Below are 24,287 nucleotides of genomic sequence, written 5' to 3'. Positions count from 1 at the left end.
CAAGAAAATTAATTTTTTTGCTGTGCTTCAGTGATTTCATCGATTAAACGCAAATAGCTGTCCAGTCGGCGCGGTAAAATTTCACCCGCACTCGCGGCCTGACGTAAAGCACATTGTTTTTCATGCTTATGCGTGCAGTTCCGGAACTGACAGTGTCCGAGCAGGTTTTCAATTTCAGGAAAACCGATTTGTACCTTATCTAAAGGCAGATGCCACAGGCCAAATTCACGAATTCCCGGAGAGTCGATCAGGGCAGCACCTTCACCAAAACCGATCAAACGGGTTGAGGTGGTGGTGTGCTGACCGAGTGCCGAGTTTTCCGAAATAATATTGGTTTTCTGGGCTGCATCTGGCACGATCGCATTGATCAGCGTACTTTTACCGACACCCGATTGACCGACAAAAGCCACCGTTTCATTTTCCAGACGATTGGACAATACAGTCAGATCACCATCGGACTGGGTTTGCATTACTTCATAACCGAGATCTTGATATTCTTGCAGCAGATTCAGAATCGGATCATTTTCTTTGAGCAAATCGGCTTTATTCATCACCAGAAGCGCCGGAATATCGGCATCGGCACAGGCCACCAGATAACGGTCGATCAGGCCCGGTGCTGGCTCAGGTAATGGTGCAAACACAATCACAATCAGTGAAATATTGGCCGCTACCGGTTTAACCTTGTGATAGCGGTCAGGACGGGTCAATAAGGATTTACGTGGATGAATCGCCGTAATAATTCCTAAACCGGTATTCGGATCGGCTTGCCATTTAACCCGGTCACCCGTGACCAGTAAATCCAGATTGGTTCGGGTATGACAGCGCCAGACACTGCCCAATTCAATTTCTTTCCAGAAAGGTTCAGGCTCGCCATCGGCAACCACAGGTTTTTCAGGGTGAATGTCAGGAGTAGACAAAGCTTGCACTTCAAGTTGGCGGCCGTAGTGTTGCACTACCAAACCTTCCAGATCACTGGAGGTATCGAGATCTTCTTGACGTGTTTTCTGTTGTTTCTGAATGCGGCGCTGTTGTTGCTCTGTCAGACGACGCTTACGTATTAAGGCCATTCATATCCTAAAAAACCGGGTAAATCAGATGGCAAAAATAGCATGAAGCAGCCCCCGAATGACACCCAAGATGTAATTAATTTGCTACTATAGTTGTTTTTAAACCCAATAAGATTGCACATTTATGAGCAGCACCGCTGATACCCGCCTGATTTGGATTGACCTTGAAATGACAGGTCTAGACACAGACAATGACCAAATTATTGAAATTGCGACGATTGTAACCGATGACAATTTGAATATTCTGGCAGAAGGTCCTGTGCTTGCGGTGCATCAGCCTACACGTCTGTTAAATGCCATGGATGAGTGGAACACTCGTCAACATGGCCAGTCTGGTCTGATTGAACGGGTGCGTCGCAGTAAACTGACGGCTCAGGATGCAGAACAGCAAACCATTGAATTCCTGAAAAAATGGGTCAATCCAAAGTCATCCCCGATGTGTGGCAACTCGATCTGTCAGGATCGCCGTTTCTTGCACCGCCTGATGCCTGAGCTGGAACAATATTTCCACTACCGTAATCTGGATGTATCTTCAGTGAAAGAGCTGGCAAAACGCTGGCGTCCTGAAATCATGAGTGGTCTCAAGAAAAATGCTTCGCATCTGGCGATGGATGACATTCGTGATTCAATTGCCGAACTGAAATACTATCGTCAATATTTCTTTATCATGAATAAAGACTAAATTCCGATGAATTGAAAAGAGGCGAAAGCCTCTTTTTTTATGAGATTGATGCTTTTTTCTTTTGATATAAACTCTCAATCAGTTCAAATATCACCCAGGATATCAGTACCAAAATCAGATGGGTCTGGGTTTCATGGCGATCTAGGATCACATATCCGAATAGGCCTAAAATCAACAAACGAATAAAAATACTCAGCGCATAGTTTTTCTGTTTTTGGCTACTGTAAAAATAAAAATGTAGAGTGATCAGTATAAAATTGAGAGCCAAAAGAGCATTGATCAGCACAGTGTTTGACTCCCATATTTAAAGTTTTATGTATGAATTTTATCCAATTATAAATGTTCCTGAATTTATCTTTCTGATTTTGCTGATAGATTTTGTATCAAAATTTTAGAAGCAGTAAAAAAATGCTGACTTTGCTAAAATAAGCCGTGATTTAACAGCTATTGATGACTTATGACTGAACTGCTTCAAGACGATGAATATGAGCGCCGCTTTGCGGGTGTTGCCAAAATTTATGGAGAAGACAGCTTCAGTCATTATGAAAAAAGTCATGTGATGGTGATTGGCATCGGTGGTGTCGGTTCTTGGGCAGTAGAAGCGCTGGCACGTAGCGGTGTGGGCGAGCTGAGTTTGGTCGATATGGATGTGGTGGCGGCATCCAATATTAATCGTCAATTGCCTGCCATGAGCACGACCTTGGGCCATGAAAAAATTGCAGTGATGGCCGAGCGTTGTCATGCCATTAATCCACGGATCAAGATCAATCTGATTGATGATTATCTGACGCCGGAAAATATCAAAGAAATTTTAGCAGGTAATCCTGATTTAATTCTCGACTGTATTGATGATGTGAAGGCCAAATTTGCCTTGATGCTGCATTGTCGCTTTAACAAGATTCCCTTGATTGTGTCAGGCGGAGCAGGCGGTAAACTGGATCCCCTGAAAATTCGGGTGGCCGATTTATCTAAAACCGAACAGGACCCGATGCTGGCCAAATTGCGTGCCCAGTTACGCGGCAAAGGTATTTGTAAAAAACCTAAAGAAAAATTCGGCATTACCTGTGTCTATTCTATCGATAATCCGTTCTCGAGTGCCGATGTCTGTGCCAGTGCCGGCTTGCGCTGTGGTGGTTATGGCTCTGCCGTGGTGGTGACATCAAGCTTTGCCATGGTCGCTGTGGCAGAAGGCTTGAAGAAGCTGGATAGTAAAAGAGCAAAAGCCTGATTTACAAAATAAAAAGCACAAGATATGTGCTTTTTTTGAGACGGCGTTTAGAATGAAAGGATTCATTTGCAGAACAAAAATAATGTTTTGGAGCAGTTATGTGGTTCTTGCTGGTATTGATTTTGGGGATAGGGGCTTTGGGAATCTGGATGTGGAAACGTCCGGATCCGGTGAAACGTGATCAGGCCAAAGCTGTGCAGCATGATCTATGGATTGAGCAGCTTGATGCACAGCTCAAGCATGCGGCGCGCTTGAGTTCAGATCCTGAACATCCGAATTATGCACGCGCCTATCAGATTTACCAGAATCTTGCCCAGCAACAGGAAATTCCACAGGCTTATGTCGGCATGGGGCTGATGCATTTGCAGGGTCTGGGACATGCGCAAAATACGGAAACAGCCATCAGTTATCTCGATAAAGCCTTTCATCTGGGCAGTGATGACGCAGCTTATCATCTAGGGCAGATTCATGAGGAGCAACGCTATCAAATGGCTGACCCGGAAAAGGCGCTGTACTGGTACCGACATGCCGTAGCCCGTGGCAATCTGGATGCCCAGTACCGCATCACTGAACTTTCTTATACTACAGAAACAAATCCAGAAGAGAAGAACGCTGAACAGCAGCGCTTGGCCTTACTCATTCAAAATGCCGGGCAGGGACATAGCAATTCGCAGTATCAACTGGCGCAGTATTATTTAACAGATTCAGCGGCTCAAGATTTGGTTCAGGGAATTCATTATCTGTTTTTAGCTGCGCAGCAAGATCATCTGGCTGCCAATCAGCAGATCGCCGATGATTATGCGCGTGGACAGAGGCTGCCCCAAGACCAGACTCAAGCCCTGCAATTTATTAAACGCTGTATCAGTCTTGGTGATCAAAAAGGTCTCTATGATTATTATGCTGGCGTACTGCAAGGCCGTATCGATACCGACCAGCGTCAGCGCGTGTTCCAGCATTTGATGCAGCAGTCCAAAGAACATGCCGATGCGCATTCCAAGACTTTAATTGGACTGGCTTATTTTCATGGCTGGTATGTCGATAAAAATGAAACCATGGCGTTTCGTTACTGGTCTGAAGCTGCCAATACTCAGCATCCGCCCGCTTTATGCATGATTGCCGCGCTGTATTTTGAACAGCATCTAGTGGCTCATGAGCCGCAAAAGGCATTTGAACTGTATCAGGCAGCATTTCAGCTTAGTCCCGATGATGCTTATGCACAAATGGGTCTGGCACTGTGTTATTTAAATGGCATCAGTACTGTAAAAGACACAGCCAAAGCCACCCGCATGATTCAGGCAGTGGCCCAGCAATACTGGCAGATCGAGGCTCAGTCTGAGGCAGATTTAATTTATGTGGTCGGGCGTTTTTATAGTCTGGCGGAATATCCATTGCCGACACGCGACAAAGCCATTCAATATCTGAATCAGGCGGTTGCGAAAGGCTCCAAGGAAGCAGCCTGGTTCCTGTATCAGGCTCTGTCAGGTCTTTATCCGGTCTTTATCCTTAATCCAGAGCAGGCCAATCGTTATCTGCATCAGGCTGCACAACTGGGACATGCACAGGCACAGGCAGAATTGGGCTTGGAGTATCTTAAAGGAAAACAGATTGCGCAGGATATTGCCTTAGGTTTGAGCTATCTGCAAAAAGCGGCTGCTCAGCAGAATAGTGTGGCACTGAATGCGCTGGGGGAAGCGTTTGAAAATGGCATAGGCACTGAGGCAAATATCGAACAGGCGGTACAGTATTACCGTCAGGCGGCAGCGCAGGTCAATGCCGATGCTTATAGTCATCTGGGACGTTTATATACCAAGGGAATTGGGGTGGAACGCGATATTGGAGTCGCGCGGGACTGGCTGGAAAAAGGCAGTTTGCTCGAGCATGAGCGATCAACTGAATTATTGAAAAATGTGCATGCCTATTTAGAAATGAAGTAATTTTTATTGACATCACGCAATATAAAAAACCGAAGCCTGAGCTTCGGTTTTTTTCACATTAAAGATTAAGGTAATTGTTGAATGGGACTACCACCTAAAGCTTGCATGAGTGTGACATAGGCATTGTATTGGCTTTGTTTGGTTTGAATTAAAGTTAAACGTGCATTACGCAGGGTTTCTTGCGTGTCTAACAAGTTCTTTAATGCAACCGCACCATTACGATAACGAACTTCCGTCAAACGTGCCGTTTTCTCTGCTAATTCAACGTTACGTTGTTGCAGTTGGACTTGTTTATTGATTTCGTTACGAGCTGACAGTGCATTTTCAACATCAGCAAACGCTTCATACATGGTTTGACGATATTGCAAAATCGATTTTTCATAATCGAGTTCATTGACCTGCAAATCACGCTTCATGTCGTTCCATTGCAAGAATGGTAAAGTTAAACCTGCGCCTAAGGTTGCTACAGGATTTTTTAGTACATTACTTAAAGAAGTGTTTGCTCCAACCCCAACACCAGTGGAAACAGCCCCTGTCAAACTAATCGAAGGATAATAGCTGGCTTTATTGGCATCTTTATTGGCTAAAGCTTTACGAAGACGGAGTTCCGCTGCTTGTAGATCTGGACGACGTGCCAATAAACTTGCAGGTAAGCCAGCTTGAATCGTCGGTAGCTGAATATTGGCTAAGCGTGAAGGCTCATTGAAACTCAATTGCTGCACAGGTTCATTCAACAACACTGCTAAAGCGGTACGCGTTTCCACACGTTGCTGATCAATCTGACTCAGGTTCGATCTTTGGCTTTGAATGGCTTGTTCGGCTTGGGTTAAATCTAAACCTGATACGGCACCTGCACGATATTGCACTTGCACTAAATCATAGGTTTTTTGCGCAGTGGCTAAGTTTTGCTGAACCACGCTATAACGCTCATTCAGGTAGCCTAACTGCCAATATAACTGCGCTGTTGTGCCAATCAAGCTTTGGGCAGTGGCTTGCAAATCTTGCTCGGTTGCTAAGGCTTCCCAACGTGATGCTTCAGTTTGATTAGCAAGTTTGCCAAACAGGTCAATCTCGTAGCTTAAGCCTGGATAACCTAAGCTAATACCAGTGGATGAGTTACCATCACCATCTAAACTAAAGCGATGTCCTGTTGAAATTTTTGCATCACCGATACGGATACCTTGCTGGCTCGCACTTTGTTTGGCTTGAATACGTGCTTGTTGCAAGTTAATGCCGGCAACTGCTAAATCAGTATTGCGCGCGAGCACTTGATCGACCAATGCATTTAACTGAGGATCTTGAAATAAAGTCCACCATTGATCAGCTAAAACGCGCTCATGAATCTGCTGATTCAAACCTGAACTGTTTTGGAAGTGACTTGGAATCTGAACGCTGGGTTGTTCATAAGGCGTTTTCACCACAGCAGCACAGCCGACCAAGGAACTTCCGAGAACAAGGGCACTGGCAAGTTTGGTTAAATTCATTTGCATGACATATTCCTTATTCACGAGACAGAGCATCGACTGGATTTAAACGTGCGGCATTACGTGCAGGAATGAAACCAAACACAATACCAATGAGACTTGAGCAGACAAAGGCAGCAATAATGGAAGTAGTTGAATACGCCATTTGGAACGTACCACCAGCAAAATGAGTAATCAGCTGACCAATACCGAGCGAGAGCAAGACACCCAAAATACCACCCAGAATACACACTAAAACGGCTTCAATCAGGAACTGCTGCAAGATATCACTTTGACGTGCACCAACAGCCATACGTACGCCAATTTCTTGAGTACGTTCAGTCACAGAGACCAACATGATATTCATGACGCCAATACCACCAACCACCAATGAGATCACGGCAATGGCTGAAATCAGCAAGGTCATGGTTTTCGTGGTTTGTTGAATGGTTTCACGAATACTATCGGCATTTTGGGTAAATACATCTTGTGCACCATGGCGTTGAACCAATAGATTCAAGATGGCATTTTCCGCAGCAGCACTTGGGTATTCATCTTTAATACGCACAATAATATTACGCACATTAGACTGACCCAGCATACGGCTCATGACGGTCGAGTAGGGCAGATACACGTTTAAAGTATCAGAACTGCCCATGCCGGCTTGTGCTTCCACAATACCAATAATACGGCTCGGGACACTGCCTAATAACAGCACTTGACCTACGGGATTGGTGCCATCTTTAAAGAACGTATTTTGAGTGTTGGTATCAATCACCACATCTTGGGCTTGTTGAGTCACACTGTGCTTATCAAACGCTTGACCTGATTTAAAGTTTAAACCTTTCACATAGAAGAAATCAGCACTGACACCATTCACGGTTGCAGAGGCTTCAACTTCTTTAAAGCGAGCGGTGACACTACTGGTTACTGATGGACTCACGCCATCCACATAGGGTTGTTCTGCTAGTGCATCTGCATCGGCAGGAATCAACGTTTTGGCTTGGGATGATCTGGAATTATCACCAAAACCACGACCTTGGAACACGGTAATGGTATTGGTGCCCAAGCTACTAATATTTTCTAAAATTTGTTTTTGTGAACCATTACCCAGCGCAACGACCGATACGACCGATGCAATCCCGATAATAATCCCGAGCATGGTCAAGAAGGTTCGCATACGGTGTGCATTCATGGCCAAGAGCGCCATACGGAACGCTTCACCTAAGCGGTCAAAGGCAGCGCGCCATGCCGGAATTTTCTTTTGTGGTGCAGGCACAAGCTCCTGTTTGACAAAACCATCTTCGACTTCAGGTACATTGGGCTGATCGGAAATAATATTCCCGTCAGAAATTTCAATAATACGCGTGGCATTTTTGGCAACGTTGTGATCGTGCGTGACTAAAATAATGGTATGACCTTTGGCATTCAGCTCACGCAAAATGCGCATGACTTCAATACCACTGTTCTTATCGAGTGCGCCTGTTGGCTCATCGGCAAGAATGACATCACCACCATTCATGAGGGCACGTGCAATCGATACACGCTGTTGCTGACCACCTGAAAGCTGACTTGGACGGTTTTCAGTTTTTTCACCCAAACCAAGGTTGGTCAACAGTTCAGTCGAACGCTTATTACGCTCTACCGCATCGGCACCTGCATAAATAGCAGGAACTTCAACGTTGCCTGCTGCGGTTAAATCACCGAGTAGATGATAGCGCTGGAAAATAAAACCGAAATATTCACGGCGCAATTTTGCCAATTCATCCGCTTCAAGTTCACGTGTTTCACGCCCTTTAACTTTGTAGCTACCTGTGGTGGGTTTGTCCAAACAGCCCAAAATGTTCATTAATGTCGATTTACCCGAGCCAGACTGACCGACAATCGCGACCAATTCACCCGGATAAATTTCAAGGTTTACACCTTTTAAAATCTGAATCGTGCTGTCACCCGCAGGAAACTCACGAATCAGATTTTTGACCTCGAGTAGAGGTTGATTAGATTGGGTCATGATTACATTCTCATTGGACCAGCACCTGGGCCACGGCTACCACCGCTGCTACGTTTTGCTGCGTTATTAGAAGAATCAGAGCCATCTGCAATTACAACTTGATCGCCTTTTTTCAAACCTTTGATAATTTGAGCAGTCACACGGTTGTTTAAACCGACAAGAACAGGCGTTGGTTTAGCGGTACCATCTGCTTGGACTACACGAACCATTGCGCGCGTTGCTTTACCTTGCGCAATCAAACTACGTTCTGCATCAGATAATTCTAAACGCTGGGGACGATCGCCTGTACCACGTTCAGCATGTTGACCACGTGTGCTAGCTTCGCTTGCTGCTGCACCTGAACCTTCACCACGGCTACGTTGTGGACGGTTTGAGCTTTCAATCGCAGAAGCAGGAATAGTCAGTACATTTTTCGCTTCATCAAGCACAATATACACTTGCGCGGTCATATCAATACGCAGTTTGCCGTCTTCATTCGGTACATCAAACAAAGCGTTGTAATACACGGCTGAACTTGAAGATGACGCTGTGTTAGTGTCAGTATTAATTGAGTTTGGAGCAGGCTCAACTTGGCGAAGTTTCGCGTAAATTTTCTTTTCACTGTTGCCAAGGGTCGTGAAGTAAACCGATTGGCCTTCTTCCACCTTCATGACATCGGCTTCAGAAATTTCAGCTTTAATGGTCATGTTGTCTAATTTAGCCAGCTTTACAATCGTTGGTGCACTTTGGTTCGCGTTTACCGTTTGACCTTCTTCAGTCACAATCGCGACAATCGTACCGTCCATCGGTGCAACAATTTGGGTATAGCCTAAATCTTCTTTGGCTGTTGCAAGCGTTAAACGCGATTGTTCAATCTGTGCATTGATGGCTGTGATTTCAGCTTGTGCTGTTTTAAAGCTTGCCATTGCCGCTTCTAGCTCAGATTTTGAGGTTGCATCTTGAGCATACATGGCTTTTTGGCGGTTATATTCGGCTTCCACTTTCGCTAAATTCGCTTGTTTTACCGTCAACTGCGCTTGTTGATTTTTAATGCTGGCTTCAGCCGTTTTCAATTCATTTTCTTGACGCACAGAATCAATACGCGCAATCAGTTGACCTTGTTTAACTTGATCACCCAACTGCACATACATTTTTTTGACCTGACCCGAGACCTGAGCACCTACGCTCACCATTTTGGTCGCTTCAAGTACACCTGTTGCCAATACGGAGTTTTCAATATCGCCTGTGGTGACTTCAGCCGTAATGAATTGCATTGGTTTTTCTTTTGGTTTGAGGAAGTACCATGCGGTCGCTGCGACAGCAATGGCAATCACGACAGCCATAATCAGTTTAGTCGGTTTTATTTTTGGCATGATGAACAAATTTAAGTCGGAGATTTGATTGTGATTATAGAATCGAATTGAGGATAAATCGTGAATTTTTTTAACAAACAAGAATGATTATTATTTTATTTATCTAATTTTAAAGGAATTTAATGGAATAGGGATTTGCCACACATACTCGCAATTGCCTGTTGTACAAGGTGTTCAGCATTCTCGTGGCCTAAGCCTTTGATGGATGCGTCAATTCTAATTATGAGAGAAGGCCATGCTAAAAACGTTTGCGGACTTAAGCGACGTAAGGCTTGTTGATACTGACTAACTTTGGTTTTCCAAATACCGAGTTGTAAAGCATTTTGCGGTTGTTCAAACAGTTGCATGAGCAAACGCATCTCTTTACTAATACTCCACAAAATTAAACTTAAGGGTTCGCCTGAAGCCATTAAATACTGAAATATTTTAACCGACTGAGCAAGATTACCTGCCAACAAGGCATCACTTAAGTCATACGTGCTATAGCGTGATTGATCTTGCAGACACGCATATAAATGCTCAATCTCGATGACATCGACTTCAGCAAACGTATCTGACACACGCATCAAGCTATTTTTTGCAGCCAGTAAGTTATGTTCGTGATGTTGCTCCAGCCAAGCCCACGCATCATTGGCAAGTTTAATTCCGAGTTTATCTGCTTCAACGGCTAAAATTTGTTGACGATCACGAGGGTAATTTGCAGTGAGTGCGACATTGACACCATTGGCCTCAACCGTCTGGAAGAAGCTGGATTTGAGGCTGCTCGCATCTTGCTTGGGCATAACGACCAATAGCAGATTATCACTGTCTTGTTGTAAATAGCTTTTCAGCAGTTTGATGCTACTGGCATCTGGTTTGATATTGCCATGCACTTCAACTGCCAGTTGGGTTGAGAACAATGACAAACTGTTCAATGCATTAAAGACATTTTTCCACTCAGAAACTGAACTGACATCATAACGTTGACGTTCGATGTCTTTGGCTTGCCAATGTGCGCGAAAGGCATCGATCAGGTTTTGTTCTAGCAAAGGCTCTTGACCATGCAAGACCCAGGCACCGCGAGCTTCATCGACACGTTTTAGGGCTTGCAGATAGTCAAGTTTCATAAGGCGTTCTTATTGAGCAGGTTGCGCTGGGGTATTTTGTTTGGCCAAGGGTAGGCGGTTCGATGAAATCTGACGCGCGATCTGCTGTGCCACATCATCAATAATCACCTGATTGAGAAACTTTTGTTCCTGGTCATCAGTGTTGACTGTTTCAATGTCATATTGATAAGTACGCGTTGCCACCACAGTCCGTGGTTCGGTCACCGGATTGCCTTGCGCATCTTCAATGCGAAAAGTTACATTTAAACGTAGCAAGGTTTCAACCAGCTTACCATTCAATTCTAAGCGGCGCGGCGTGTAATCGAGAACACGTAAAACATAAGCTTCTGGTGCATTACTGAGTTGTACGCCCGCAGCACCTAAATAAACCGCCAGCTTTTCTTGTAATTCTTCAGTATTGGGGGGTAAAGAAAGGCTCATAACCGAATAGGCAACAGGTGCCGAGCTTGGGTTGGTGCCTTTCAGATGGAAGCCACAACCGACTAAGCCTGCACTTAGACCACAAGTTAAAACAATTGCTGCTAAACGTTTGCCTAAATGCATGAGTATCCTCTTTTTCCCTCAGGGAAATATTTGAAATCCTGAACCGGATTGTAAAGTCAAAGCCCGCTGGCTGGCAACGGGCTTTGTGTTTTTTAAGCCTCCCTTTGGCAAAGGGAAGTTTGGAGGGATTATTTCTTAAAGTCCTTCTCCTAAGTGAGGGTTAGGGAGAGGTGAATTATTCGCCCTCATCCCCTTGCAGAATTGTTTAAAGCAGTGCTTAAACCATTCTTCAGGATTTAAACCACCAAATTCACCAATTTATTCGGTACCACAATTTCTTTCTTGGTTGGACCAGTCAGGAATTGTTGAACTTCAGGCAATGCTTTGGCTTGCGCCAAGATGTCATCTTTTGATGCACCCACAGAAACTTCAAGTTTGCCACGAAGCTTACCGTTCACTTGTACCACAATGGTTTGCGTATTACGTGTCAGTGCAGATTCGTCCACAGCAGGGAATAGGGTTGAATTCAATTTAATCCCAAACTCAGCCAATAAAGTTTGGCTTAAGTGCGGTGCAAATGGAGCTAACAAAGTCAGAAGTGTAGTGATCGACTCACGTGCTACCGCAACGTCATTGTCATCTTTGGCTTCAAACTTATTGTTTGCGTTTAGCAATTCCATCATCGCGGCAATTGCAGTGTTAAATGCATGACGACGTTCGATGTCATCACCGACTTTCTGGATGGTTTCATGGGTTTTACGGCGTAAGTCTTGGGCAGCAGTAGAAAGTGCAGCTTTGTCGATATTTGATGCAGCATTACCTTTTTCAAGGAAACCTGTTGCCAAACGCCATACACGTTTCAAGAAACGGTTGGCACCTTCAACACCGGCATCCGACCATTCAAGCGATTGATCCGGTGGTGCTGCAAACATCATAAATACACGTGCCGTATCTGCACCGTATTGGTCGATAATGGATTGCGGGTCGATACCGTTATTTTTCGATTTCGACATTTTTTCCTGACCGCCAACCACAACCTCTTGACCATCGCCTGTGTATTTCGCAGATAGCACACGGCCTTTTTCATCTTTTTCCAGTTCGATATCGGCCGGGTTGAACCAGGTTTTTTTGCCAGAATCCGCTTCACGGTAGAAAGTATCTGCCAGTACCATACCTTGAGTTAAAAGGTTGGTGAATGGTTCATTGCCTTGGACTACACCTTCATCACGCATGAGTTTGTGGAAGAAGCGTGCGTATAACAAATGCAGAATCGCGTGTTCCACACCACCGATGTATTGGTTGACTGGAAGCCAGGTTTGACCTGCTTCTGGTTTCACCATGCCATCAGTAAAGTCAGGCGATGCATAACGTGCATAGTACCAAGAAGACTCTACGAAAGTGTCAAGCGTATCGGTTTCACGACGCGCGTCGCCACCACAGCTTGGGCATGACGTTTCGTAGAATTCGGGCATCTTGTTCAATGGATTGCCTGAACCGTCTGGAACAACGTCAGTCGGAAGTACAACAGGAAGTTGCTCTTCAGGCACTGGCACTTGACCACATGATGGACAGTTAATCATTGGAATTGGACAACCCCAGTAACGCTGACGGGAAACACCCCAGTCACGTAAACGGAATTGAACTTTAGAGCTTGCCAGACCTGTTGGTTCTAGTTTGGCTAGGAATGCATCGTATGCACCCTGAAAATCTAGACCGTCAAACTCGCCTGAATTCACCAGTTTGCCTTCTTTCGAACCGTACCATTCTTGCCATTCTGTTGCAGAAAAGTCGCTATCGTCAGCGCCTTTGGCATCAATGACTTGTTTGATGCTTAAGCCATATTTATTGGCAAATTCGAAGTCACGCTCATCGTGTGATGGAACCGCCATCACCGCACCTGAACCGTAAGACATCAACACATAGTTGGCGATCCAGACCGGAACTTCTTCACCAGTCACAGGATGCTTAACAGACAGGCCTGTTGCCATACCTTTCTTCTCGGCAGTCGCAAGATCCGCTTCAGCAACTGAACCCATACGACATTCTTCAATAAATGCAGCAAGTTCAGGGTTGCCTGCTTCTGATTGGAGAGCAGCAGCTTTGAGTGCCATTGGGTGTTCTGCTGCAACAGCAACATAAGTCACGCCCATCAACGTGTCAGCACGTGTGGTAAAGACTGTTAAGCCTTCAGCGTAGATTTCTGGATTTGCTGAAGGGAACGTAATGTCCATCCCTTGTGAGCGACCAATCCAGTTACGTTGCATGGTCAGAACTTGTTGAGGCCAACCGTCTTTCAATGTGTCTAGATCATCTAATAATTCTTGCGCATAATCGGTAATGCGGAAGTAGTACATTGGAATGTCACGTTTTTCAACCAATGCACCTGAACGCCAGCCGCGACCATTTTCAACCTGTTCGTTGGCAAGTACAGTCTGATCGACCGGATCCCAGTTCACGGTTGAAAGCTTACGGTAGATCAAGCCTTTTTTATAAAGCTGAACAAATAACCATTGTTCCCAACGATAGTATTCAGGGGTACAGGTGGCAAATTCACGATCCCAATCGACAGCTAGACCCAATTTCTTTAATTGGTCACGCATGTAAGCGATATTTTCAAATGTCCATTTTGCCGGAGCAACCTGGTGTGCAATCGCTGCGTTTTCAGCAGGTAGACCGAAAGCATCCCAACCCATCGGTTGCAGGACCGTTTCACCTTTTAAGCGATGGAAACGGCTGATCACGTCACCAATCGTATAGTTACGCACATGACCCATATGCAGTTTGCCACTTGGGTAAGGGAACATCGAGAGAATATAACGACGTGGACCTTCTACTTTGTCGGCAACTTTAAAGGCTTTGCGAGATTCCCAATCCTGTTGGACTTGAGGCTCGATCGCACTGGCTTGATATTCGGAATCAATGTGAGTAGTCATAAACGTATCAGTGAATTACGGTGAAAAAAGTCTGTTGCACAGCATAGCGCAAAATGCACCTAAAAGTGAATTTTGCGCAGGCATTTCCCTAAGAAAAAATGATCAGTTCCATAGTGGAGGTCGCTTATAAAGCCACTGCGCGATTTTTCGATTGTTCTAAGGCTTCGTTGGCTTCACGTTGCTGCTGATCCTGATTCGCAGGAATTTGAGGCTGTTGCAGTTGTTCTTGAGTACTATTTTCTGTTTGCACTTCAGTTTCATTCGTTCTAGGCGGTGTCGGTGCCGAGTTTTTCCAGCCATAGGTATCGACAGTTGTGGCTTTTTTCGCTGTTTTCGGGGGCGGTGTTTTTGTATAGTGCGTGGTGCCCTTGGCATCGACCCATTTATAATACTGGATTGCTGAAGCACTACTGCTACAAATGCCCAGAGAAATTGCACAACTCAGACTTAAGGCAGTTAAAAAAGATATTTTCATTGTTTTTGAGCCTCTGTGTTCTAGCCATAAAATACTACAAAACATTGTAGTGATTTTCACAGTAAAAATAATGAATTTTTATCCGCTCTATTCATGATCACGGATCGAACAGCTTCTGCATCTCGTTTGTAGAAGTGGTGAGCAAATTTTCAGACACAAAATTTATTGATAAACAACTTTACTGGATTTAATAAAAATTCATTCATTTTTTTTATATAAGACATACTAAAAATTTATAAAATTAAATATATAAGTTTATGAATTTTATTGGATTAAATATTATTAGATTAATTCTTTATTACTGTCCTTGCTCTAGATTGCTGTTAAAAACAGCAAATCAGGTGTTTTTAAGCGCATATTGCCTGTTTTTTAAACTTGACTTTAAAGCCTGAAAACACAAGAATGCTGCAATAGTTTTATATGCCTTAATCGATCACCCTTCGACTAAGTGTCATTTCATGCAGTGGGCGATTTCTCTAGCCGAGAAATTGAACAAAGCTAAGCAAAATATGTTTATCCCAACATGTTTTAGGTCTTGTATTGCTCGAACAGCCAAAAGATCAGATTTTTTTCCTATTGCTATGAAAACTATGAAATTTGTGTGCTATAACAGTGCAGACAGTTAACAAATGAAACACTGCAAATGCCTCCCATTTGTGCAGTGTCATAATATTAGGGTGAATCACGTTGGAACTTCTATCTGGTGGTGAAATGCTTGTTCGCGCATTAGCGGACGAAGGCGTTGAACATGTTTTTGGATACCCAGGCGGCGCAGTTCTTCATATTTATGATGCGCTATTTCAACAAGACAGAATCAATCATTATCTCGTACGTCACGAACAGGCTGCCGGTCACATGGCCGATGCTTACTCACGCGTGACAGGCAAGACCGGTGTTGTGCTGGTGACCTCAGGTCCGGGCGCAACCAATACGGTGACCCCAATTGCAACGGCTTATATGGACTCAATCCCGATGGTGATTTTGTCAGGTCAGGTTGCGAGTCATCTGATTGGTGAAGATGCATTCCAGGAAACCGATATGGTCGGTATTTCACGTCCAATCGTGAAACATAGTTTCCAGGTGCGTCATGCCAGCGAAATTCCTGCGATTATCAAAAAAGCCTTCTATATCGCGTCTTCAGGTCGTCCAGGCCCTGTAGTGATCGATATTCCAAAGGATGCGACCAATCCTGCAGAAAAATTTGCTTACGAATACCCAGAAAAAGTGAAGATGCGTTCGTATCAGCCACCATTCCGTGGTCATTCAGGTCAAATTCGTAAAGCCATTGAAGAGCTTATTCACGCAAAACGTCCTGTAATTTATTCAGGCGGTGGTGTGGTTCAAGGCAATGCTTCAGCACAATTGACAGAACTGGCGCATTTATTGGGTTATCCAGTGACCAATACCTTGATGGGTCTTGGTGCATTCCCGGGCGATGATGAACAGTTCATCGGTATGTTGGGTATGCACGGTACTTACGAAGCCAACATGACCATGCACAATGCAGATGTAATTCTGTGTGTGGGTGCGCGTTTCGATGACCGTGTTACTAATAACCCTGCGAAATTCTGTCCGAATGCCAAAGTCATTCATATTGATATCGACCCAGCGACGATTTCAAAAACCATTATGGCACACATTCCAATTGTCGGTGCTGTAGAGCCGGTATTGAATGAAATGCTGAACCAGTTGAAGCAGATGAATGTATCCAAGCCAAATCCTGAAGCGATTGCGGCATGGTGGAAACAGATCAATGAATGGCGCAAGGTTCATGGCGGTCGTTTTGAAGCGGGTGTTAATGGTGTAATGAAGCCACAGCAAGTGGTTCAGGCATTGGACAAGGTAACCAATGGCGAAGCGATCATCACTTCTGACGTAGGTCAGCATCAGATGTTTGGTGCGATGTATTACAAATACAAACGTCCACGTCAATGGATCAACTCGGGTGGTCTAGGCACCATGGGTGTCGGCTTGCCATATGCAATGGCGGCTAAGCTGGCATTCCCGGATCAACAGGTGGTGTGTATCACGGGTGAAGCATCAATTCAGATGTGTATCCAGGAGCTTTCGACCTGTAAACAATATGGCTTGAACGTAAAAATCTTGTGTCTGAATAACCGTGCCTTGGGTATGGTGAAACAATGGCAGGATATGAATTACGAAGGCCGTCATTCTAGCTCTTATGTAGAGTCACTGCCTGATTTTGCCAAATTGATGGAAGCCTATGGTCACGTCGGCATTCAGATTGACCATGCCGATGAGCTTGAATCGAAACTTGCAGAAGCGATGGCGATCAATGACAAGTGCGTATTTATTAACGTCATGGTTGATCGTACTGAACACGTTTATCCGATGTTGATTGCAGGCCAGTCGATGCAAGATATGTGGTTAGCAAAAGGGGAGCGCACAGCATGAGACATATCATCTCTGTACTTGTTGAAAACGAAGCAGGTGCGCTTTCCCGTTTAGTGGGTTTGTTCTCACAGCGTGGCTACAACATCGAAACATTGAATGTTGCCCCAACTGAAGATCCAACACTTTCTCGTTTGACATTGACCACCTATGGCGATGATCACAAGATTGAGCAAATCACCAAGCAACTCAACAAACTGGTTGAAGTGGTTAAAGTGGTTGATCTTTCTGAAGGTGCGCACATTGAACGTGAATTGATGTTGATTAAGGTGAAGGCACTCGGTTCATCTCGTGACGAAATTAAGCGTACTGCGGATATTTTCCGTGGTCAGATTGTTGATGTCACACCGACCACCTATACCATTCAAATTGCGGGTACGACTGAAAAAGTGGATGCATTTATCGATGCACTAGCAGAACACACCATTTTAGAAGTCGTGCGTTCAGGGGTTTCTGGTATCGCACGCGGTGAAAAAGTACTCACCATCTAAATTTTAAAGTATTTCCTCATCCTAATAAGAAGGGGGTATCAGGCAGTGTAAATACAAAGGTCACTGCCTGATTTAAACAGACAAACAAGCATTAAGCGGAGACAGCAATGCAAATTTTTTACGATAAAGACTGCGACTTATCTATCATCCAATCGAAGAAAGTAGCGATCATTGGTTACGGTTCACAAGGTCACGCACATGCGCTTAACCTTAAAGATTCTGGTGTTGACGTAACTGTTGGTCTGCGTGCGAACTCTACTTCTTGGAAAAAAGCTGAGAATTCTGGTCTTAAAGTTGCTGAAGTTGCTGCTGCTGTAGCGCAAGCTGACGTAGTTATGATCTTGACACCTGATGAATTCCAATCTCAACTTTACCGTGACGAGATTGAGCCAAACATCAAGCAAGGCGCGACTCTAGCATTTGCTCATGGCTTCTCTGTTCTTTATAACCAAGTTGTTCCACGTGCTGACCTTGATGTTATCATGGTTGCTCCAAAAGCGCCTGGTCACACTGTACGTTCTGAATACCAACGTGGTTCAGGTGTTCCTGATCTTATCGCGATTCACCAAGATGCTTCTGGTAACGCGCGTAACGTTGCACTTTCTTATGCTTCAGGCGTAGGTGGCGGCCGTACTGGTATTATCGAAACTTCATTCCGTGAAGAAACTGAAACTGACCTTTTCGGTGAGCAAGCAGTTCTTTGTGGTGGTGCAGTTGAACTGGTTAAAATGGGCTTCGAAACTTTGGTTGAAGCTGGTTATGCGCCTGAAATGGCGTACTTCGAATGTCTACACGAGCTTAAATTGATCGTTGACTTGATGTTCGAAGGCGGTATCGCGGATATGAACTACTCAGTATCGAACAACGCTGAATATGGTGAATATGTAACGGGTACTGAAGTAATTAACGAGCAGTCTCGTGAAGCGATGCGTAATGCACTTAAACGTATTCAATCTGGCGAATACGCGAAGATGTTCATTCAAGAAGGTGCTTTAAACTACCCTTCAATGACTGCACGTCGTCGTCAAAACGCTGCTCACGGTATCGAAGTAACAGGTAACAAACTTCGTTCTATGATGCCTTGGATTCAAGCGAACAAGATCGTTGATAAAGAAAAGAACTAAGTTCTGATTTCTAAGTCAAAAAGCCCTTGCTTTTAACAGGGGCTTTTTTATGTCTTGTAAAAATAAAATGACTTATTTGAGTTGAACTGCGTGCCTCAAATAGAAGAAAGCAGTGTTTTCACTTCTTGCGTTTCATTCAAAGTAGTGCTTGCCTCCTTGCACTTCGTACAAAACAGTATTTTGTACTTGTTCATACCTTAGATTCAAGCGAACAAGATTGTAGACAAAGAAAAGAACTAAGTTCTTGATCAATTGATTTGATGCTAAAACCTACTCAATTTGAGTGGATTTTTTATTGCAAGTTTTTAGTTAAATCTGAGAGATAATGTCAAATTTTTTTCAGACTTTTATGAGAAGAAGATCAGATAGTGTATTAAAAAAATAATATAATATTGTGGGAAACGAAAGATGAGCCAAATTTTTATATAAGTTGATCGCTAGTTTTTATTTAAAATAGATTATTTTTAATAATAGGGATAAATATTCTTTAAATAGTTGATTGAATCTATCAGAAGTATAGTTATTTAATTGATTTAAATGGGATAAAGAATATAAAGTATAGTTTTAATGAGAATTTTCATTCAATAAGATATTAAATTAATTAATTGAATTGTAAGATGATTCAAAGAGTGTAAATTTTATAAAAATATAGGTGTTGATTAGGATGTTATGAAATCAAAAGATTTAAATGAATGTATTAATTTAACAATAAGTTTTCAGAGTGAGATTAATAGTAAGTATAGGAGGGGGATTTTTACTAAAGGCGATGATGTATGAAAAATAACAAAAAAAACAAAACGGAATCACACTTTTTTTACCTATCCGAGGGTAAGTTGTAAATCTTTGTAAATAATGCAAATAGTTTGGGGTTATTATTATTTAAAAAATATGAAAATCATATAGTTAAATTTTATTTGATTATCTTCAATTTTTTAAGTTCTTTTTTAGCTTTATGGGGAGTTTCGTAGGAATTACATGTAATAATTATTATTTTTAAATAATTGTATATAAAATAATGACATACAAAAAAATACTAATCCAGGGAAATAGGGAAATATATTGTGAATAATAAAGTATCTGTATGTTTTTTTATTAATGATAGTAAGATAACTACACGCTGTATAGCCTTACTCATAATAAGAAAGAGTTTTTATATCAGCGCGACCCAAACAAATAAATATATTCTTTTTTTTAAAGAATGGAGAAGATCATGAATAAAATGACTCAAACAGTATTAGCAGCATTAGCACTAAGCTTTGGTTTTGGCTCAACAGTTGTTTATGCAGAAGATATGGGAGCTGCAGGACGCCCAGGTCATAATCCTAAACCACCAATTGACTGGAGTAAATGTAATACTTTAGGTTGTGAAAAAGAAATTCCAATTTCACTTAAAATTAATAAGAAATGTATTTTAACTGGTGGAAATGCAATAGTATTATCTGCTGCTGGTGGAACCCAAACTACAAATTATTCAATTACAACAAACACCCCTTATGTTCTGAATTTGCAAACTGCAAATGCTAGCGCTAGTAATAATACGTTTGTTAGACATGAAACAGATGCATCTGAAACAATTTCTACAACAATTGTGACAACTAAACAAGGTGCAGGCGCTGTTCCGTTTGGTAATTCAAATCATAACGGTCAAGCAGTTGATAATTATACACTTGCAGTTACTAATGCTGCAGTTAATGCTACAAAGTTAGCAGGTAATTATACCGATCGCTATCTAATCAAAGCTTACTACTAATTTATTTAATCAACCTAACCTAACATTTATGTTGGGTTAGGTTGCCTTATTATATTTTTAAGTGGAAAATTATAATATGAGAAAAATAGCTAAATTATTTATTATATCTTTTTTTTCTATGACTGGGGTAAAGGCTGATGTGGCAATTGATCCAGTACAAATGTATATACTTAATGATACAAAACAAAAAACAACAACACTTACTTTAGAATCTATAAATGAAGCAGAAAAAAAGATATTTGAAATAAAAGCATTTAAATGGGATCAAAATAATAAAGGTGAAGACGTGTTGGAGAAGGATAACACTCTTATTATTAATCCAAGAAATTTTATTTTGAAACCTAATGGAAAACAAGTTATACGTGTTGGGTTTAATCGTCCAATAGCATCTGTATTAGATGGTAGGGAAGAGGGTGCCTGGCGCATTGTAATTGAGGAATTACCTCAGCCTGTAAAAGAATCATCTATTACTTTTTTGATGAATTTTAACCTGCCATTATTTATTGGAAAGCAAGATAACCTAAAATTAAATTTCAATATTGAGAATGATAAGCTTATTGTTAAAAACAAAGCAGAATCTCATATTCAAATTTCAAAGTTACAAATTTTAGATTCTAATAAGAAAGAAGTTTTTACTAGTAATAATATGAAATATGCCCTTAAAGACAAGAATATTTTCTATGAGTTAGAAGGGGTTAAGATAAATAATCCTCGTAATTATTTTGTTAAAGTAATGACAGATAAGTCGCATGAGGAAATAGAGTTAAAGCTTATGGATTAAAATTATAATTAAGGATTATATTATGCAGTTAAATAGAAAAATAATTATTCTAGTTAATATTTTATTCTTGTGTAATGCTAATGCTAACCAGAATCCTGATGATGAATTTTTTGCTAATCTCTGGATAAACGAGCTTGATCATAATATAGATATTATTTTAATAAAAAGTAATGATAATTTTTATATAGAGTGCAATATATTGTCGGAACGAGATATTGATATATCTAAATTATCAAAAATGGCTTCTCGGGATGAGTTTTGTCTTATTTCGGATCGGAATATTCAATCTAATTTTGATGCCTCTAAGCAAACAATTAATCTCACGATACCTACCCAACTGTTTAAATCAAGTACACAGATCTCCCAGTTGCAGACTATGCCAGAGAGAGCCAGCTTTGGAGGTTTCGTAAATTATGATTTTACCTATTTAAATGCAAAAATAGACAGAGAGACGAATTCTTTATATAACGGCCTGACAGAGCTGGGTATTTTTAAAGATTATTGGATTTTTAAGAACTCAATAGCATATTATAATCATCCTTTGAATGAATATTTTACTCGACTCAGTACTAGTATTGACTTTGAATTTCCTAAAAGTATGACTCAGCTTACTTTAGGAGATACAACTACAGTATATAATCCATTAATTAATTCTTTACGTTTTGCCGGTTTAAACTGGGGAACTAATTTTACTGAGCGACCAAATTTTATTTATTGGAATACTCCAACCTTACAGGGGAGTGCGCGTGTTCCTTCTACAGTTGATTTGTATATTAATGGGGTAAGTATATATAGCCAAAGAGTCAGTCCTGGTGATTTTAATCTTCAAACTGGTGCACAAATTCAACAGGCAGGAAATGCACAAATTGTTGTTGAAGATGTGTTAGGGAATAGGAGTGTACAAAGTTTTCCTATTCTGGTGACGAATCGGTTATTAAGACCTGATCTTAGTGAATATAATGTTTCATTAGGAAAGTTGCGTTATAATTATAATATAGAAAGTGATGACTATCGTGATTTTTTCTCTAACTTTTATTATCGTTATGGGGTATCTAATTGGACAACCCTTGGTTCTAATTTTGCTTATAGCGAAGACTTGCAAAATTTAGGCTTTCTATGGACTCAAGCGATTAGTCATTATTTGGTTTTGGATAGTGTAGTTCAAGCTTCACATGATGAACTTAATAATTTTAATTATTCATATGGATTATCTGCAGCAAAGGATTTCGGAAGAGTTTCACTTGGTGCCAGTGCAAAATATACAGAAAGAGATTTTAAATATTTAGGTGATGAACTGGATAATTTTTATAGTTATCCTAAGTATGAATATTTAATTTATGCAGGAATGAGCAATGTCCCTCTCTTGCATAATATTTATTTGAATTATGCTGCCCAGAGTTTTCATCAGCAAGAAATACGCGTGGAAGATGAGATTCCTTTATTTTTTCAAAATGATCGTAAAACTTTAAATTTAGGGTTTAATCGTCGGCTAGGTAGGAAGGGAAGCCTAGGTTTAAGTTATTTTAGCTCATTCGGTGATGATCGGGATTCTGGAGTTGTCTTATCACTTAGCTATAGTTTTGATGATGATAAAGCAGTTTATTTTAGTCATTCAACAGATGAAAGAACTAAATTGCAATTTGTTAAAAGTAATCCTAATCAGGTTGGATTTGACTATGAAACAGGTGTAAATAGACTCGAAGATGAAACACTATATAATTTCAATGGGCGATTGAAAACAGATGTTGGGGATTTAAGTTTTTATCATATAGAGGGAGATAATGAGTCTGAATCACAATTAAACTATCGTGGTGCGGTTGTTTTTCTTAATAATAAATTTAATTTTACCAAGTTAGTTGATAATGCATTTTCTGTTGTTAGTGTGGGAGATTATCAGGATGTCGATGTTTTAAGGTCTTTATCTGTAGTGGATAAAACGAATAAGAAAGGCTATACCTTTGTTCATGATATTATTCCTTATGTAAATTATGATATTGGTTTTGATCAGAATCAGTTACCAGTTGAAGATAAGATTCCTTATGCAACCAAGAGGCTTACTGCTTTAGATCAGCGGGGCTATATTATTAATTTTCCTATATATAATACAAAACAGGTCACGATTTTACCTGTAGATAGTAATAATAATAAATTTACAGCCGGTTCAGAGTTATATATCGATAATGATGGTGGGGATGTTTATCCTATCTCATCGGACGGTACGGTCACTCTATATGGGCTTATTCCAAATACTTACAATATTAAAATCATCAGCACCGAATCTAAAACTTGCTTTGCACAATTGACGGTTACAGAAAATCAAAAAGAAGAAAGCGGACTGTCTACGCTTATTTGTAAATAAAGGATGAAAAATAATGAAACTTAAATTTACTGTACTTATGTTCACTCTATTATTGACCAGCCTAAGTCATGCCCAACGTTGTCAGATTGATCGGTCGACAGCATCAGAACTCAAATTGAACTCCTCTTATCTGAGCCAGGCTGCGACTTCATTTATCGTAAGGTGTGATAGCAGTTATGCTATTCAATTTAATTCTAGAAACTTAACCAGCACTAATGGCAGCAGTTATTTGGTTAATGAGCGCAATCATAAAATAAGAACACAAATGTATATTTCTGGAGCAACCTCATCCCGTTGGAATATGCCGATATCCCAACCGGCAACTAGCCTAAGTAAATTTGTTGTATTGGTACAACTGGCTGAACAACCTTCTGCTTTGACCCCAGCTGGAGTTTATAAGGACAGTTTATATGTTGATCTTATCTACTGAATTCTTTTAGCTAGCTCTTAACAGGGAATTAAACTTTGGTCTATTTAAGTCCTTTAGCCAGATTTTGAGGCTTTCTGTCTGGATTTTTTAGGCATAAGCTATGGTTGTGAATAGGTAAGTTAATTTATTGTCAACGCTGTTAATTGTTAGTCGAGTGAATTAGATATCTCTATAAGTACATAAACTTCCGAATAAAATGAAAGAAG

18 protein-coding genes are annotated in these 24,287 nt (G+C 41.4%); 10 read left to right on the top strand and 8 right to left on the bottom strand.

All coding sequences use genetic code 11. From position 1 onward, the window contains the following. Nucleotides 1-8: 8 nt before the first annotated feature. A complete protein-coding gene (gene rsgA / locus FTU45_RS02970; RefSeq protein WP_180075902.1) occupies nt 9-1,067 on the bottom strand; it encodes a ribosome small subunit-dependent GTPase A in 1,059 nt (352 codons plus the stop codon). 124 nt (nt 1,068-1,191) lie between these two features. On the opposite strand from rsgA, the gene orn reads away from it, so the two are divergent. From orn to FTU45_RS02955, 3 genes are all read left to right on the top strand, one after another. Beyond that, a complete protein-coding gene (gene orn / locus FTU45_RS02965) occupies nt 1,192-1,749 on the top strand; it encodes an oligoribonuclease (RefSeq protein ID WP_005095622.1) in 558 nt (185 codons plus the stop codon). Nucleotides 1,750-2,206: 457 nt separating this feature from the next. Beyond that, nucleotides 2,207-2,977, top strand: a complete 771-nt coding sequence (locus FTU45_RS02960) for a ThiF family adenylyltransferase (protein ID WP_005172727.1) — start codon at nt 2,207-2,209, stop codon at nt 2,975-2,977. 98 nt (nt 2,978-3,075) lie between these two features. Then, a complete protein-coding gene (locus tag FTU45_RS02955; protein ID WP_180075901.1) occupies nt 3,076-4,911 on the top strand; it encodes a tetratricopeptide repeat protein in 1,836 nt (611 codons plus the stop codon). Nucleotides 4,912-4,976: 65 nt separating this feature from the next. On the opposite strand, the gene FTU45_RS02950 is transcribed toward FTU45_RS02955, so the two are convergent. The 7 genes from FTU45_RS02950 to FTU45_RS02920 all read right to left on the bottom strand — a co-directional run bounded on the left by FTU45_RS02950 (nt 4,977) and on the right by FTU45_RS02920 (nt 14,734). Beyond that, nucleotides 4,977-6,401, bottom strand: a complete 1,425-nt coding sequence (locus tag FTU45_RS02950) for an efflux transporter outer membrane subunit (protein WP_180075900.1) — start codon at nt 6,399-6,401, stop codon at nt 4,977-4,979. Between the two features lie 10 nt (nt 6,402-6,411). Next, a complete protein-coding gene (locus FTU45_RS02945) occupies nt 6,412-8,385 on the bottom strand; it encodes a MacB family efflux pump subunit (RefSeq protein ID WP_153370697.1) in 1,974 nt (657 codons plus the stop codon). A gap of 2 nt (nt 8,386-8,387) precedes the next feature. After that, entirely contained in the window at nt 8,388-9,737 is a 1,350-nt protein-coding gene (locus tag FTU45_RS02940; RefSeq protein ID WP_100329237.1) for a MacA family efflux pump subunit, read from the bottom strand. A gap of 119 nt (nt 9,738-9,856) precedes the next feature. Beyond that, nucleotides 9,857-10,843, bottom strand: coding sequence for a DNA polymerase III subunit delta (holA, locus tag FTU45_RS02935; protein ID WP_180075899.1), 987 nt, complete (start codon nt 10,841-10,843; stop codon nt 9,857-9,859). A gap of 9 nt (nt 10,844-10,852) precedes the next feature. After that, the gene (locus FTU45_RS02930) at nt 10,853-11,386 is read right to left on the bottom strand and encodes a hypothetical protein (RefSeq protein ID WP_100329236.1); all 534 of its coding nucleotides are present in this window, start codon (nt 11,384-11,386) and stop codon (nt 10,853-10,855) included. 236 nt (nt 11,387-11,622) lie between these two features. Beyond that, nucleotides 11,623-14,259: a leucine--tRNA ligase gene (leuS, locus tag FTU45_RS02925; RefSeq protein WP_180075898.1), complete on the bottom strand. Its 2,637-nt coding sequence runs from the start codon at nt 14,257-14,259 to the stop codon at nt 11,623-11,625. Between the two features lie 124 nt (nt 14,260-14,383). After that, the gene (locus tag FTU45_RS02920; protein WP_159138487.1) at nt 14,384-14,734 is read right to left on the bottom strand and encodes a DUF4124 domain-containing protein; all 351 of its coding nucleotides are present in this window, start codon (nt 14,732-14,734) and stop codon (nt 14,384-14,386) included. Nucleotides 14,735-15,421: 687 nt separating this feature from the next. Here FTU45_RS02920 and FTU45_RS02915 point away from each other — a divergent pair. The 7 genes from FTU45_RS02915 to FTU45_RS02885 all read left to right on the top strand — a co-directional run bounded on the left by FTU45_RS02915 (nt 15,422) and on the right by FTU45_RS02885 (nt 24,081). Continuing rightward, a complete protein-coding gene (locus tag FTU45_RS02915) occupies nt 15,422-17,149 on the top strand; it encodes an acetolactate synthase 3 large subunit (RefSeq protein WP_180075897.1) in 1,728 nt (575 codons plus the stop codon). Next, the gene (gene ilvN, locus FTU45_RS02910; RefSeq protein ID WP_004813125.1) at nt 17,146-17,637 is read left to right on the top strand and encodes an acetolactate synthase small subunit; all 492 of its coding nucleotides are present in this window, start codon (nt 17,146-17,148) and stop codon (nt 17,635-17,637) included. The genes FTU45_RS02915 and ilvN overlap by 4 nt, the downstream gene beginning before the upstream one ends. Before the next feature lie 107 nt (nt 17,638-17,744). Continuing rightward, nucleotides 17,745-18,761, top strand: a complete 1,017-nt coding sequence (gene ilvC, locus FTU45_RS02905; RefSeq protein ID WP_180040569.1) for a ketol-acid reductoisomerase — start codon at nt 17,745-17,747, stop codon at nt 18,759-18,761. 1,210 nt (nt 18,762-19,971) lie between these two features. Continuing rightward, complete coding sequence (locus FTU45_RS02900) at nt 19,972-20,511, top strand: hypothetical protein (protein WP_180075896.1); 540 nt, start codon at nt 19,972-19,974, stop codon at nt 20,509-20,511. A gap of 76 nt (nt 20,512-20,587) precedes the next feature. After that, nucleotides 20,588-21,292: a molecular chaperone gene (locus tag FTU45_RS02895; protein ID WP_180075895.1), complete on the top strand. Its 705-nt coding sequence runs from the start codon at nt 20,588-20,590 to the stop codon at nt 21,290-21,292. Between the two features lie 22 nt (nt 21,293-21,314). Beyond that, complete coding sequence (locus FTU45_RS02890) at nt 21,315-23,651, top strand: fimbria/pilus outer membrane usher protein (RefSeq protein WP_180075894.1); 2,337 nt, start codon at nt 21,315-21,317, stop codon at nt 23,649-23,651. 13 nt (nt 23,652-23,664) lie between these two features. Continuing rightward, complete coding sequence (locus FTU45_RS02885; RefSeq protein WP_180040561.1) at nt 23,665-24,081, top strand: hypothetical protein; 417 nt, start codon at nt 23,665-23,667, stop codon at nt 24,079-24,081. The last annotated feature ends 206 nt before the right edge of the window (nt 24,082-24,287 follow it).

The organism is Acinetobacter sp. YH12106, from assembly GCF_013418995.1.
Classification (GTDB): Bacteria; Pseudomonadota; Gammaproteobacteria; order Pseudomonadales; family Moraxellaceae; genus Acinetobacter; species Acinetobacter pseudolwoffii.
This window is presented reverse-complemented; position numbering and strand designations above follow the sequence as displayed.